We start from the raw sequence: 13,413 nt of genomic DNA, 5'->3' as shown, positions 1-13,413 counted from the left end.
ACCCGGTTGGTTCATTCACTGAACCTGAGCCCTGAGACTGGATGGGTCCACCCATGCCACAGCCACAGCCCGTACGCACCCAGGCGCCGCGCGACACCGCCTCCCCGACGGCGGCGCCGCCCCGCCCCACCGCCACCCTCGCCGTCACGAGCGCGGCGACGGCCGTGGCCCTGATGACGTACACCGCGCCGATGATCACGCTCTCCGACACGGCCGCGTCCCTGCACACGGGACTCTCCGCCCAGGCCTGGCTCCTCAACGGCACCCCGCTCGGCCTCGCCGCGCTGCTCCTGGTCGCGGGCAGCCTCGCCGACGACTACGGGCGGCGCCGCGCCTTCGTCCTCGGCACCGCCCTGCTCGCCGTCACGACCGCGCTCGGCGCGCTCGCCACGAACACCCTCCTGTTCACGCTCGCCCGGATCGCGCAGGGCGCGGCGTCGGCGGCGATCCTGGCCGCGAGCCTGGGCCTGCTGGTGCACGCGTTCCCGAGCCCGGCGGGCCGGGTGCGGGCCACCGGGGTCTGGGGCGCGTTCGTCAGCGGCGGCATCGCGCTCGGCCCGGTCCTCGCGGGCGCGGTCACGGACCTGGCCGACTGGCGCTGGGCGTACGGGGTCCTGGCCCTGGCCACGGTCGTCGTCGCGGTCCTCGCGCCCCGGGCGCTCACCGAATCCCGTTCTCCGCGCGGCGGCCGCCCCGACCTGCCCGGCGCCCTCACCCTCGGCCTCGCCCTGGTCGCGCTCCTCGCGGCGCTCACCCTCGGCCGCGACGGCTGGCTGCGCGCCCCCGTCGGCGTCCTGCTCGCGGCGACGGCCGTCCTCCTGACGGCGTTCGCCGTCATCGAGCGCCGCAGCCGCACGCCCATGATCGACCTGTCCCTGCTGCGCCGCCCGCTCTTCCTGGCGTCGACGGCCGGTGCGTTCTTCACCGGTTTCGCCGTCGTGGCGCTCTTCAGCTACGTCCCCACGCTCGTGCAGCACACGATGGGCGTGACGGCGATGGGCACGGCGGGCCTGTTCGTGCTCTGGTCAGGGACGTCGTTCGTGGTGGCGCTCCAGGTGAGGCGCCTCGCGGGCCGCGTCTCGCCGCGCCACCAGCTCGCCGCCGGTTTCGCCCTGCACGCGCTGGCCGTCGCGACGATGCTGGGCGCGGCCGGCTCCGGCGACTGGCGGCGCCTGCTGCCGGGCCTCGTCGTCTCCGGCATCGGCAGCGGCCTGCTGAACGCCGCGCTGCCGCTGCTCGCGGTCGACTCGGTGCCGGCCGACCGGGCGGCGATGGGCTCGGGCGCCAACAACACGTCCCGGTACATCGGTTCGGCGGCGGGCGTGGCCCTGATGATCGCGCTCGCCACGTCCACCGGGACCACGCGCCACGCCCTGGACCAGGGCACGAACGCGGCGCTCGCGGCATCGGCGGTGCTGGCACTGGCGGCGGCGTTCCTGCTGCTCGCGCTGCGGGAGCGGCGGCCGGTGCCCGAGCGGCCCTGAATGCGCTTCCGGTAAGGGAGTTCTCCCGAGCGCGCGCCGCCCGGTGCCCGGTGGGAGCGGCTACCCCGCCGCCCCGACCGGATCCCGCGCCAGTACGTCCTCGTCCGCCCGCTCGTCCCGGTCGGCGGGACGCGCGTACGTCACGACCAGCGTCACGACGAGGTTCACGGCGAGCGCCACGATCCCGGCGTTCACCCCGAACACGGGATCGTGCCCGCTGAACACGAGCCCGCACACCACCCCGACGCCCACCACGAGCCCGCTCAGCGCACCGGCGAGACTCAGCCGCCGCCACACGAGCCCCACCAACAGCATCGGCACGAGCTGCGCCATCCCCTCGTACGAGATGAGGGAGAGCCGTACGAGGGTGTTGGGCGCGGCGTACGTGAGGACGAGCGCGAGCGAGCCGGCGATCACGACGACGGCCTGCGCCCCGGTCTTCTGCGCCGGGGAGGACCCCCGCCACCGCGGCACGAGGGAGAAGACGCTGCTCCCCCACATCGTCCCGATGACCAGCATGAACACGGCCATCGGCACGATCGACGACAGCGCCGCCGCGACCCCGACGATCCCCACGACCCACGCGGGCAGCGAGTCGACGACGAGCTTGAACAGCGCGAGGTTCGAGTCGGCCCCGGTGAGGCCTGGTACGACGAACAGCGCCGCCATCCCGAGGAACATCGGCACGAACAGCAGCACGTTGTACGCGGGCAGCCACATCGCGTTGCGCCGCAGGGCGTCGGCGCTGCGCGCGCCCAGATATCCGGCGACGGTGGTCGGGAAGATGACGACGGTGAGGGCGTTGAGGAAGGTCGTGGTGGCAAACCACCCCTCCCCGTACGGCGATCCACCACTCCCGGGAAGGGTGAGCCAGGCACTCTTCTCCTCGACGAGCCGGTCGAGGAACGGCCCGTAGCCGTCGAAGTAGTGCAGCGGCACATAGAAGGCCAGGAAGGCGAGGGTGACGATGACGAGCAGGTCCTTCATCACCGACACCCACGCGCTCCCCCGCAACCCGCTCACGACCACGAACAGCGTGGTGACGGCGAAGCCGACGAAGTAGGCCCAGTTGAGGCTGACGGCACCGTAGGAGATCGTCGAGACGACGACGCCCATGCCCGTGATCTGCAACTGGATGTACGGGAGCAGGAACACGGTGACGAGGACCGCGACCGCGGCGCCGAGCCAGGGCCTGCGGTACCGGTGCGCCACCATGTCCGTGATGCTCACGAGCCCGTGCTGCCGCGCGTACGACCAGAGCAGCGGCCCGACGACGTACCCGATGGCGTACCCGCAGGACATGTAGGCGACGACGTACAGCACCGGGGCGCCGTAGTTGTACCCCCACCCGGCGGCGCCCAGGTAGCTGAAGCTGGTGTACCCCTCCCCCGCCATCAGCACCCACACGAAGACGGCCCCCAGCGACCGCCCGCCCACGGACCACTCGGCGAGCCCGCCCCCGCTGCCGCGCCCGCGCACGGCGAGCAGTCCGAGGCCGACGGTGGCGACCATGAAGACGCCGAAGAGGGTGGTGGCGACGGCGGCGTTGCTCACTTCGCGGCCTCACGCATCGCGTGGTCACCGCGCCAGGTGAGCCAGACGGCGAAGGGGGTGAGCAGCGTGGCCCCGAGCAACCACACGAACAGGAACGGCAGCCCGAACACGACGGGTTCGACGCGGTTCACGAAGGGCAGCGCGCCGATGTAGAGCACGAAGGGGACGAGGAGCCAGAGCAGATGGGGCCGTTTGTTCACGAAACGGCAGCTTAACCGGGGTGCCGGTCGCTACCGGGGACGCATGGCGGTGAGCTTCCCCCACACCACGAGCCGGTACTTGGAGGTGAACTCGGGCGTACAGGTGGTGAGGGTGATGTAGTACCCGGGGTCGCTGTACCCGGCCGACGGCACGACGCCGCTGCGCGGCACGGGATTGATCACACCTCCGTCCCCGGCCGAGGTCTGCGCGAGCGTTTTGTCGACGACGTACGTGTACGAGGCGGACTTCGTCTCCACGGTGAGGGTGTCGCCGCGCCGCAGCCGGTTGATGTACCGGAACGGTTCGCCGTGGGTGTTGCGGTGCCCGGCGAGCGCGAAGTTCCCGGAGCGGCCCGGCTGGGCGGTGCCCGGATAGTGGCCGACGTAGCCGCGGTTGAGGACCCCGGACTTGCTGACGCCCTGGGCGACGGGGGCGCGGAGGCCGAGGCGGGGGATGCCGAGGATGGCGTAGGCCTGGTCCCAGTCGGGGGCGTTGGCCGGGTGGCTCGCGGCGGACCGGGGATCGGACCGCGGATCGGTCTGGGAGGACGACGCGTCGCCGGAGGAGCCGTTGCCGCCGGGGCCGGGGTCCTCGGAGGGCCGGCCCTCGGAGCCACGGTCCTGGGAGTCGGCGCCCCCGGAGGACGACCGGTCCCCGCCCCACTGCCGCTCAAGGGCCCGCACCTGCCGGTCGGCGCCGGCCTTGGCCTCCCTGTTGGTCCACCACAGCTGGTGCACGACGAGCAGGAGCACGACGGCGCCGAGGGTGACGGCGACCTCGGCGCCGTTCCACAGGGCGCGCCGGACGGGCGCCCGGGGCGTCGGCCCCTGGGCGACGACGGCGGGCCGGTCGGCGCGCGGACGTCGCCCACGTTGCATGGATTGCACACGTTGCGGCAGCACGCGCGCAAGATAGATCGCGGGGCGCGAAGTCACCAGGGCCGCGGCACGGTCGCGACGGGCGCCCGACCCGATCGGGCCGGTCCTTCGCCCGCGTTCCGGCAGTACGGTGTCCACCATGCGCCCCGACACCCCTGGCACGCCCGCCGAGCCGACCCCCACGACCGACCGAGCGAACCACGTCGCGGAAGCCGAGCGCCTGGAGCGCACGGCGGCGATGTACCCCGAAGACGCGGAGCACCTGCTCGTCCAGGCCGCGGCCCACTACGAACTGGCCGAGGCCCGCGACCGCGCGACCACCCTCTACGACAACCTGCTGGCCGGCACCGGCCTCCAGGGCGACCTCCAGTCCCCGGCCCTGGTCCGCGCCTTGAAGGCGGCGAACCTCTGGGAGTACGGCCACGAGGCGGAGGCCCGCGCGATCATCACGGGCGTCCGCACGGCGGCCCCGCGGGACCCGGCGCCGTGGGTGATCGTGGCGGAGTCCCTGGAGTCCCACGACGAGCTGGAACAGGCCCACGAGACGTTCACGGAGGCGCTGGAGCTCCTGGTCCCGGACGCCGAGCGCGACGCGGGCGGCACCGGCATCCCCCTCGCCAAGCACGCCCTCCTGCTGGGCCGCCACCGCGTCCGCCGCCTCCTGGGCGTGGACCACGACGCGTGGGACGGCCTGGCGGACGAGGTCAACCGCACGTCGGTGTCCCTGGACGAACTCCACGACCCGAAACGGGTGTGGGCGCTCGGCTCGGAGAACCCGGCGGAACTCGAAGCGGAAATCACCCGCATCCGCGCGGAGTTGGGCAACTACCGGGAGGCCCTGTCCCGCCCGTTCCCGGTGGCGGTACTGCACTGGCCATCGTCCGAGTACACGGAACTCCTCTCGGCGTACCCGTCCTTGTCATCCGAATACCCCTCGTACGAAGCCCACTTGACGTCCACGGAAGCATCCCTGCGCGAACTGGCGGCATCGGGCACCCAGAACCTCGGCATCGTCACGGGCACGGTCCCCTCCTACGAAGCCTTCGCCGCCTCCGAAGCCACCCCACCCTCCGACCCGAACCTCCTCCCCCAGTACGCCACCACCCTGGCCGCCCGCGGCCGCGCGGTGCCGTGGCCGCCGGCGGCGGGGGCGGAGTGCTGGTGCGGGTCGGGGAACGCGTATGAGGTGTGTCATGGGGCGGGGGCCTGACGGCGGACCACCCCTTCGCCCCTCTACTGACGGACCACTCCTCCGCCTACGATGCCGGGCATGCCACTCCTTCTGATCCGCCAGAAGTTCACGGACTACACCCAGTGGCGCAAGGCCTTCGACTCTCTCGACGCCCAGCGCGCCACCCTCGGCCTCGAAACGGTGACCGTCACCCGGAACATGGACGACCCTCACGAGGCAGTCGTCCTGTTCCGCTTCCAGAACATCGACCGCCTCCGACAGCACTTTCCGTCCCCAGCGCTAGAAGAGGCGTGGCGGCGGGGCGGGGTGATGGAGGGCAGCAACCAGGTGACGTTTTTGCGGGAAGAGGACTGAGCGCGGGGAGAATGTCGCGCATAGCGTGATCCATCTCGCTGTCCGGCACAGTTCGGCCTACATGAGCGGACAGGGTTCCCGCGGCACTTGGCGCGAGGTGGCATGCCGCCGCCTCTTGAGAGCAGCGAGCCTGCGCCACGGCTCCCGGTTCCCCGGCATGCCGCGGCTCATATCGACATCGTCGGCGGCAAAGACAAGATCACTGCCTCCGGCACCCCACTCTTCGGACACCTGCGCGGCCAGGAGCCAACCATCTAAGATCCACGGCCATAGCGCTTGATTCCGCTGTCGTCGACTCCCACCGAGGTAAATGGTGAATGACTATCTATTTCGGGACATTGAAGCCACACAGAACCTTATCCGGGCAAGCACTCCACAAGAAGCGGATGCCCCTCTGGATGAAGTGCTCACCTGGTTCAAAAAGCAGACAAACCTGGAAGAGAGATTCGGATACGTCTTCAGACAGTCCATCGACGAGGTACTCGATGGACAGCGTACCGGCCGATTCGACATCAACCAGGCCGAGAAGACGGAAAAAACCTACCTGGGGACAAAGGTAGAAATTATTCTACGTTCCGAGTTCTCCCTGCCACGCGGAGAACGCATGGACAACCTTATCGCCGGACATGAAACGGACTCAAAATTCACCAGCCAGGCCAACTGGACTATCCCGCGCGAGGCTGATGGGCACATTTGCCTCCTAATGAAGGCCGACGATCACGGCGGCCGCTACGAAGTCGGGCTACTTCGAATCTGCGATAGCTATCTCAACCTGGGAAGAAATCGCGACGGGAAGCGCACCCCTTCCGCTATCGGAAGGCGCGCTATTCGGTGGATTGTTCAGAATGGAAAAATCCCGCCCAATACGTTGCTCAATCTCCGAGAGTCGGATCGGAGGGCGATCTTCAGTGCGTCTGAAGGCCACCGAGGCGGCGGAAACGGTGGCCAGCTGCGCACAAACGAGCTATTCCGTCGAGTGCAAGGAGAACCAGTAAATCGAAACACCGTCCTCACAGTCGCGAGCCAAGACGACGGACCTAAGCGCGTGCGCGATGCGCGCATACACCTCCGCCCCGAGGGAATCTTGATTCTAGGACATCAGGGCCAGCACCCAAGAATCGCTCGCGAACTGGGCCTCCCCGTGCCCAACAAGGGATCCTGGATAGCTGTGCACCTATCAAAGGCAGATCCAGGAGCAACCAACAGGCCCGTCACGGAGATTGACGGGAAAATCTATACGGTCTGGCGCGAAGGGGACGCACATACGCCCGCACCAGTGGCATGACGAACGGAGCACGGCCCTATGAGTAGCGACGGGCACCCATCCTCAGCATGGAACCCGCCAGAAGGATCCTGGGCCTCCTCCGCTGCAAGACGTCGCAATATGCAGGCGATCCGCAGCAGGGACACCAAACCGGAGCAGCTCATCCGTCGGCTGGTGCACGCCCAGGGCCTTCGTTACCGCGTCGCTGCACGCCCGCTGCCCAGCCTTCGCCGCACTGCCGACATGGTATTCCGTCCGTCGAAGGTCGCGGTATTTATTGACGGCTGTTACTGGCATGGCTGCCCAAAGCACTACGTCTCACCTAAGACAAACCCCGGATATTGGTCGGCCAAGGTAGCCCGGAACATGGCACGCGACCGGGACACTGACCAACGCCTCACAGAAGCCGGATGGCTCGTGCTCCGGTTCTGGGAGCACGAGCCATCCGCTGACTGCGCAGAACAGATTGCGGCCGAAGTCAGAAGTCGGCGCGAGGGCCTCAACGACCGCAAGAAAGGGTCGAATTAGCTAGCGCCCCCGTCTCGCCCGCGAGCCGCCTTCAGTACCTCGATGATCGATTTCCCGATGGCCTCAGCAACCGGTGGCGGGAAAGCGTTACCCACCTGCCGATAGCGCGCCGTCTTACCGCCAACAAACTCCCAGTACTCAGGAAACCCTTGGATGATCGCAGCCTGCTGAACCGTGAGCATGGGACCTTCCTTGCCGAACAGGTCCCGGTCTTCGGTGCCCTTCTCCCGGCAAACCTCCGGATCGTTGGCTACGCCCATACCCGAGACACCGAGTGCCCGCCATGCCTTTTTGGCGCGGCTGGGGCCTAGGTCAGCACCACCATGCTTCTTCGAACCACCCACCAGCGTCGGGGCGACCCCCCTAGCCGAATCCTGCGACCAGCCATCAAGGATCCGCTTTGCTTCGGCTGCGCGAGGCCCGTCAAGGTAGGGCTTGAAGCGCTCCTCCATCGTCTTCTCAAGCGCCTTGAAGACCGTACGCACCTCAGTCCCCGCGACCGGCTCCTCGTACTTCAGGTCCTGGAGCACATCAGCCCGGAACGCCACCAAAATCGACCGCGGACGAAGCTGCGGAACTGAAAAGTCGGCGGCTTCGAAGACCTTCCACTGGACCACCTCATAGCCGGGCAGTCCGTCAGCGTCCGGCTTCATCTTTTCCAGTTGATCAGAGATCCACTTGCGATACTCGTCGAACTTTGCGTCCATAAGACCGCGCACGTTCTCAATCATCACGGCCTTGGGCCGGACCTGGTCCGCCAACTGCAGGATTCGCGGGAAGAGATCCCGCTCGTCGTCCCTCCCGAGCTGGTTTCCCGCGTGGGAAAACGGCGGGCAGGGAACGCCACCGGCGAGCAGGTCCACCTCACCCTTGCGGTACAGACCCTTGCTCTTCCGAAGGTGCTCCTCCGGCTCGAACTCCACTACGTCCATGCACAGCACGTCGCAGTTTTGGTGCTCCCACTCCCACTTCGGGTGCACGTCGATGTTGCTACTCAACGTAGCCGCTGCGTGCTTGTCGATTTCGACGAGCGCGAGATGCCGGAAACCAGCTGCATGCAGGCCGATCGCCTGGCCACCTGCACCAGCGCAGATCTCAATCGATGTGTAGTCCCGGTCAGTGCCGGTCATGGACCCTCCTCTTACACGAACCCTGCTGACGCCCCGTACCGCCAGTCATTACAGAGGGTGACAGACGCCACTGACATCGCGACTGACTTCGCGGTCCACCCCAGTTTGCGCCATCACTTGCTCGACTCCAGCCACTCCCGACACGCCATCGAATACCCGTACGATATCGCTCGTGGCGAGGACACCCTGGAGTCGAGACGAACTGCTGCTGGCCTGCGCGCTCGTGGCCCAGAACGGCTGGCGCGAACTGCGACAGACTGACGAGCGAGTACGTGACCTGTCCAGCCTCCTCCGCTCGCTCCCGATCCGGCGGGACACCGCGGCCAACGACCCCAGCTTCCGGTCTGTGAACAGCGTCAGCCGGAAGACTACGGATATCGCCACGGCCCATCCCGACTATCGCGGCACCCGAACCCGCGGCGGCAGGCCCACCCAGAAGGCAGTCAGCGACTTCCTGGAACGCCCTGGCGAGATGATGGATCTCGCCGACGCCATCCGTGCCGGAATGAACTCCGGAGAGCTGCACGGCCTGCCGCCGCTGGATGAGACCACCGCCGAAGGCGAGGACGCCGTCGGCCGAGAGGGAGAACTCATCCCGCGACTGGTTCGCAAACGGGAGCGGGATCCCAAGCTGCGCCGCCTCAAGCTTGAGCAGGTTCGCCGCCGCGGGCAGGTCATTCGCTGCGAGGTGTGCCTCTTCGATTTCCACACGACGTACGGCGGGCTCGGCAACGGGTACATCGAGGTGCATCACCGACTCCCTCTCCACATATCGGGCCGGACCGAGACCCAACTCGACGACTTGGCTCTCCTGTGCGCCAACTGTCACCGCATGTGCCACAAGAGCTTCGATGACAAATCCTGGCGCACCCCCGACGAGCTGAAGGCCGAGATAGCGAAGTCTGGCGGCAGCTGATCTCTGACGGGCCAGGAAAAGCACGCCGCCCACGTCCTCCATCTCAAGCCGCCGCACCGGCTACTCGCTCATCCAGATCCATGCCAAAATCGGCAGCCAAGACCAACGCCAACCGTCGGTACGCCTGCGTCTCCCGTCGGCGCATTTCCTCGACCGCAGCCTGATAGGAACGCACCAGCAAGTTCTCGTCACCGCTGATCGGTGAATCCAGACCATATGGGGAACGGTGTGCTGGCAGGCGCAGCGGCTCCGTGGCCGCTTCCAACGTCGTCGCCAAGGCCTCCGCGGGACCCAGCACCACACCACACTCCGCTGGCCGGCGCACGGCCCCCGGCCCGACCTGTACCCAAAGACGATGGATAAGCGCCCGGACCCCGCCCCTCACGTCCCCTCCCCCTCGTAGCGCACCACAGCCTGATCCAACAGATCATCCGGGTCACACCCCCGGGCCGCCGCCCAGTGCAGGAGGTCGGCGATCAGCTCAACGGCGGGCTGGGCGAGGCCTGTTGGTGCCTTCACCGCGAACAGGAGTGGGCGGCCCCGGTGGTCTTGATACGCCTCAAGGGCGTCGTTGGCACGCCTGACGCCGGACGTGAACTGTTCTGCAGGAAGGCCCAATTCGCACCAGACCGCCTTGCCCGACGCCGTGAGCAAGATGCCCCACTCCGCGACGAGCGCCGCGATCAGATAGAGCCCCCGGCCGCACTCCGCACCGCACCCTGCCTCCGTAAGCACCGGGATCGCATGGCTCTGGTCATGGACTTCGACGCGGCAACAGCCGTGCCTCACCTCAAGGACCAACGTGGCCGCAGCACCTGCGCCGACATGGTGCAGGACGTTCGTCGCCAGTTCTGTCACGACGAGCTGAGCCTCCTCGACGAGGGCATCGAGCGCCCAGCGGACAAGGACGTCGGCGACTTCCCGGCGCAGACGCCGTATCTCCAGTGGGGCCGCCTCGAAGGGCAGCACATAGCGGAGTTGGTTCTCAGAAGAGATGTTGTGGTCGGCCATAGCCGTGCTCCCTCCCAGGCCACACAGCGCTGCGCCCGCCGCGTCCACGCGACTGCACTGCGTAGCGGTACGTGCACGAGCATGGCATAGAGAAGTCTCGCTGTGTAACTTCTCACGAGTCTCCATCGAGTGAATCCTCTGGTACGTCAACTCCTCTCACACCTAGCCTGTTTGAGAAATCCGGGACTCTCCCGGCGCACACGGGAGGAAGTCCATGCCCGCCGTCCGGACCACCACGCGGCGCCGTCAGCTCGGCGCGACGATGCGGAAGCTCCGCACCCGCAAAGGGCTGACCCTTGAGGAGGCCGGGAACCTGGTCGGCGTATCGAAAGCGACCGTCAGCCGGTACGAGACCCAGGCCGGACCCGTGAAGTGGCTCGTGGTGGACGCGCTCTGCCGGGAGTACGACGCGACCGAGGCCGAACGAGTGGCAGTTGTCGCGATCGCCAAAGACGCCAAGCAGCAGGGCTGGTGGAGTTCCTTCACCGACTCCATCCCCGAGGACATGAACCTGCTGCTCACCCTGGAGGACGAAGCCGTCCGCGAGGATCACTTCTGCTCGGTCTACGTTCCCGGGCTGCTCCAGACCCGCGAGTACAGCACGGCCCTCCAGAAGGCCAACGAAGTCCGGCTCGCCCAGCCCGAGATCGAGCGCCTCGTAAACATCCGCATGAAGCGGCAGGCCATCCTCGACCGCCCCAGCCCTCCACACCTGTGGGCCGTCCTCGACGAGTCCGTGATCCGACGCGTCGTGGGCTCTCCCGCCATCATGAAGGCGCAGCTCGACCGGCTTCTCGAAGCGAGTGAGTCGGCGAACATCACGCTGCAGATCCTGCCGTTCGCCAAGGGGGCTCATGGGGCAGCCCTGGGAAGTTTCGTGATCCTCGGGGCCGCCGAATCCGCCCTCGACGTCGTGTACGTGGACCTCCACACCGGCTCCCTCTTCCTTGAGAAGGAAGAGGAACTCGCGCGCTACCGGCTTGCGTTCGAATACCTTCGCGCACAAGCGTTGGACATGGAGGCTTCCGCCGCCGTGATCCAGAACGTACGTAAGGAGCTCTAATGCGAGGTGGGTCCGCACATCCAGCGGCTCGGACATGGTTCAAGTCGTCCTACAGCGGCGCCAATACGACTGAGTGCGTGGAAGCCTGCCCGGTCACCGGCGGCATCGCGATACGCGACTCCAAGGACCCCGAGGGAAACGTCACTACCTTCGGCGCCCGCCCCTGGGCCCACTTCCTGCTCTCCCTTCGGGTCGCCGGCCCCCGCGGCCCGCTGGGCGGGCGGTAGACGTCGCCGACCGTGGTGGCGGGTTGACGAGGAGCGGAGGTGCCGGGTGGTGGCGCGTCGTGGTCAGCGCCACCCGGATCTCACCCGCCACCCCCTCCGCCCGCCCCCGCAGGTCCTCCGCCGTGACGGCCAGGACTGGGAGGCCGGCGCGGGCGAGGCGGTTGCGTTGGGAGAGGGTGCGGCGCCAGGAGGCGGGGTCCAGGTGGAACTCGCGGGAGTCGACCTCCAAGGCGACGCCTTCCGTCGGCCAGTAGGCGTCGGGGCGGGCCAGGAAGGCTCCCGTCGTGACGTCGTGGAGGTCCGGGTTCCACAGAGGCTCGGGCAGTCCGAAGCGGTGGATCAGGGCGCGGGCGTCCGCCTCCAGCACGGAGTGCACACCCGCGATCAGGTGCGACGCCGCCGTGACGACGTACGGAGCGAAGCGGCGTCGAGTCGCGCGGAGCTCCGTCAGGATCTGCTCCGCCGTGCAGAAACCACGTTGCACGGCCTCCGCGAGCAAGGCGGTCACATCACGCTCGCAGGCCAGTCCGGGGACCGCGTCCACCACCGCCCTGACCGGCGCCGCACACCGTAGGCCCGCCACCGGGAACTGGTCCGGCATCCGACGCGTGCGGTGCACCTTCACGAAGCTGCGGCCGGACGGGCCTCGGGACGAGCCGACGCCCTCGTACGGGACGAGTACGTCGATATAGCGCAGCCGTTCGGGTCGCGGCGCCGCGCGGAACTTGTGCATGGCGAGCGCCGCATGCCCCGTGAGCAGGGCGTTCTCACCCGCGTACAGCAGAGCGGCCCGCATGCGCTGGCGCGGTGTCGGGGTGCCGGTGTGGAGGAGTACGACCCTGGGGAGCAGACGCTGCCACGGGCCGTCGCGGCGGCAGCGGTAGTCGATGGTGGAGTCGGCGCACCCGAGGGCCAACAGCTGCGCGCGAGTGAGGAGTTCGTCCTGGCCGCGGGCCAGCTGATGGCGCGCGAAGGCCGCTGCCGAGGTCGAGGGCGAGCGGCCGGGCGCGCTGGTGCTTGGAGAGGGGTTCTGGTTCACACCGCCTCTCATCCCCCTCCCCCACCCCCTCCGTACCCGCTCCCCACCTCTCCGTAGCGGCTCTGTGGCTGATCACGGACCACACCGTGACCGCCCCCGCCAGTCCCTCCGCGTTTTCGCGTCACAGCCCCCAACCAACTCCCCTTGCGATACGGAGCGTTGCGGGCTCAGGCCATGGATTGCGTTCGCGGCCCCACCCGTGTCACTCTCCGTCAGCGGGGCCTCACGGGCGCCCGCCACCACCACAACTCCACACGACACAGGCGACCCCCGCGAGGCGGCAACCTCCGGGGGTCCGGCACAAGGAGCCACAACTCCCCATGCAGGTTCATCGTATCCGTCGGCATGAGCGGGACTTCACCGTCATTGCCAACAAAGCCATCCGCGATCCCCGGATCTCCCATACTGCGCGCGGCATTCTCGCGTACGTCCTGTCGCTGCCCAGCGGCGCCCAGGTCAACGTCCGCACCCTCAGCGACGGCTTCCCGCAGGGGCGGCTGGCCGTGTCCAAGGCGGTCAAGGAGCTGCGGGAGCTGGGTATTGGGTGACGCGGACCGAGCGGGACTGTCGCA

Annotated in this window: 16 protein-coding genes; 9 read left to right on the top strand and 7 right to left on the bottom strand. The window is 68.1% G+C overall.

What is annotated here, in order from left to right; translation table 11 throughout:
• Positions 1-53: 53 nt before the first annotated feature.
• Entirely contained in the window at positions 54-1,484 is a 1,431-nt protein-coding gene (locus ACYBSK_RS04220) for an MFS transporter (protein WP_460245212.1), read from the top strand.
• A gap of 60 nt (positions 1,485-1,544) precedes the next feature.
• On the opposite strand, the gene ACYBSK_RS04215 is transcribed toward ACYBSK_RS04220, so the two are convergent.
• The 3 genes from ACYBSK_RS04215 to ACYBSK_RS04205 are packed head-to-tail and all read right to left on the bottom strand — an operon-like array spanning position 1,545 to position 4,117.
• Positions 1,545-2,996 carry a sodium:solute symporter family protein gene (locus ACYBSK_RS04215; RefSeq protein WP_460246958.1) on the bottom strand — a complete coding sequence of 484 codons (1,452 nt, stop codon included), beginning with the start codon at positions 2,994-2,996 and terminating at the stop codon, positions 1,545-1,547.
• Positions 2,997-3,034: 38 nt separating this feature from the next.
• Entirely contained in the window at positions 3,035-3,238 is a 204-nt protein-coding gene (locus tag ACYBSK_RS04210; protein WP_460245211.1) for a DUF3311 domain-containing protein, read from the bottom strand.
• Between the two features lie 30 nt (positions 3,239-3,268).
• Positions 3,269-4,117: a class E sortase gene (locus tag ACYBSK_RS04205; protein WP_460245210.1), complete on the bottom strand. Its 849-nt coding sequence runs from the start codon at positions 4,115-4,117 to the stop codon at positions 3,269-3,271.
• Positions 4,118-4,256: 139 nt separating this feature from the next.
• Between ACYBSK_RS04205 and ACYBSK_RS04200 the strand changes: the two genes are divergently transcribed.
• The 4 genes from ACYBSK_RS04200 to ACYBSK_RS04185 all read left to right on the top strand — a co-directional run bounded on the left by ACYBSK_RS04200 (position 4,257) and on the right by ACYBSK_RS04185 (position 7,455).
• Complete coding sequence (locus tag ACYBSK_RS04200; RefSeq protein WP_460245209.1) at positions 4,257-5,327, top strand: SEC-C metal-binding domain-containing protein; 1,071 nt, start codon at positions 4,257-4,259, stop codon at positions 5,325-5,327.
• Between the two features lie 60 nt (positions 5,328-5,387).
• Positions 5,388-5,663 (top strand): hypothetical protein, encoded by a 276-nt coding sequence (locus tag ACYBSK_RS04195; protein WP_460245208.1) that lies wholly within the window; start codon positions 5,388-5,390, stop codon positions 5,661-5,663.
• Between the two features lie 310 nt (positions 5,664-5,973).
• Positions 5,974-6,948, top strand: coding sequence for a NaeI family type II restriction endonuclease (locus ACYBSK_RS04190; protein ID WP_460245207.1), 975 nt, complete (start codon positions 5,974-5,976; stop codon positions 6,946-6,948).
• Positions 6,949-7,047: 99 nt separating this feature from the next.
• Entirely contained in the window at positions 7,048-7,455 is a 408-nt protein-coding gene (locus ACYBSK_RS04185) for a very short patch repair endonuclease (protein WP_460245206.1), read from the top strand.
• Here ACYBSK_RS04185 and ACYBSK_RS04180 read toward each other — a convergent pair.
• Positions 7,452-8,585 carry a DNA cytosine methyltransferase gene (locus ACYBSK_RS04180; RefSeq protein ID WP_460245205.1) on the bottom strand — a complete coding sequence of 378 codons (1,134 nt, stop codon included), beginning with the start codon at positions 8,583-8,585 and terminating at the stop codon, positions 7,452-7,454. The two genes, ACYBSK_RS04185 and ACYBSK_RS04180, sit on opposite strands and share 4 nt — an antisense overlap.
• Before the next feature lie 172 nt (positions 8,586-8,757).
• On the opposite strand from ACYBSK_RS04180, the gene ACYBSK_RS04175 reads away from it, so the two are divergent.
• Positions 8,758-9,501, top strand: coding sequence for an HNH endonuclease (locus tag ACYBSK_RS04175; RefSeq protein ID WP_460245204.1), 744 nt, complete (start codon positions 8,758-8,760; stop codon positions 9,499-9,501).
• 43 nt (positions 9,502-9,544) lie between these two features.
• On the opposite strand, the gene ACYBSK_RS04170 is transcribed toward ACYBSK_RS04175, so the two are convergent.
• Together ACYBSK_RS04170 and ACYBSK_RS04165 are read right to left on the bottom strand one after the other, a co-directional pair.
• Positions 9,545-9,802, bottom strand: coding sequence for a hypothetical protein (locus tag ACYBSK_RS04170; protein WP_460245203.1), 258 nt, complete (start codon positions 9,800-9,802; stop codon positions 9,545-9,547).
• A gap of 80 nt (positions 9,803-9,882) precedes the next feature.
• A complete protein-coding gene (locus ACYBSK_RS04165) occupies positions 9,883-10,512 on the bottom strand; it encodes an ATP-binding protein (RefSeq protein ID WP_460245202.1) in 630 nt (209 codons plus the stop codon).
• Positions 10,513-10,726: 214 nt separating this feature from the next.
• On the opposite strand from ACYBSK_RS04165, the gene ACYBSK_RS04160 reads away from it, so the two are divergent.
• Positions 10,727-11,575, top strand: coding sequence for a helix-turn-helix domain-containing protein (locus ACYBSK_RS04160; protein WP_460245201.1), 849 nt, complete (start codon positions 10,727-10,729; stop codon positions 11,573-11,575).
• A complete protein-coding gene (locus ACYBSK_RS04155; RefSeq protein WP_460245200.1) occupies positions 11,575-11,802 on the top strand; it encodes a DUF397 domain-containing protein in 228 nt (75 codons plus the stop codon). The genes ACYBSK_RS04160 and ACYBSK_RS04155 overlap by 1 nt, the downstream gene beginning before the upstream one ends.
• On the opposite strand, the gene ACYBSK_RS04150 is transcribed toward ACYBSK_RS04155, so the two are convergent.
• Complete coding sequence (locus tag ACYBSK_RS04150) at positions 11,720-12,841, bottom strand: hypothetical protein (RefSeq protein WP_460245199.1); 1,122 nt, start codon at positions 12,839-12,841, stop codon at positions 11,720-11,722. The genes ACYBSK_RS04155 and ACYBSK_RS04150 overlap by 83 nt on opposite strands.
• A gap of 320 nt (positions 12,842-13,161) precedes the next feature.
• Between ACYBSK_RS04150 and ACYBSK_RS04145 the strand changes: the two genes are divergently transcribed.
• Positions 13,162-13,389 (top strand): hypothetical protein, encoded by a 228-nt coding sequence (locus tag ACYBSK_RS04145; RefSeq protein WP_460245198.1) that lies wholly within the window; start codon positions 13,162-13,164, stop codon positions 13,387-13,389.
• Positions 13,390-13,413: the final 24 nt, after the last annotated feature.

The sequence above is a fragment of the Streptomyces sp. BYX5S genome, assembly GCF_054724165.1.
Note: the sequence above shows the minus strand (reverse complement) of the source record. Positions and strands in the feature narration are given on the sequence as shown.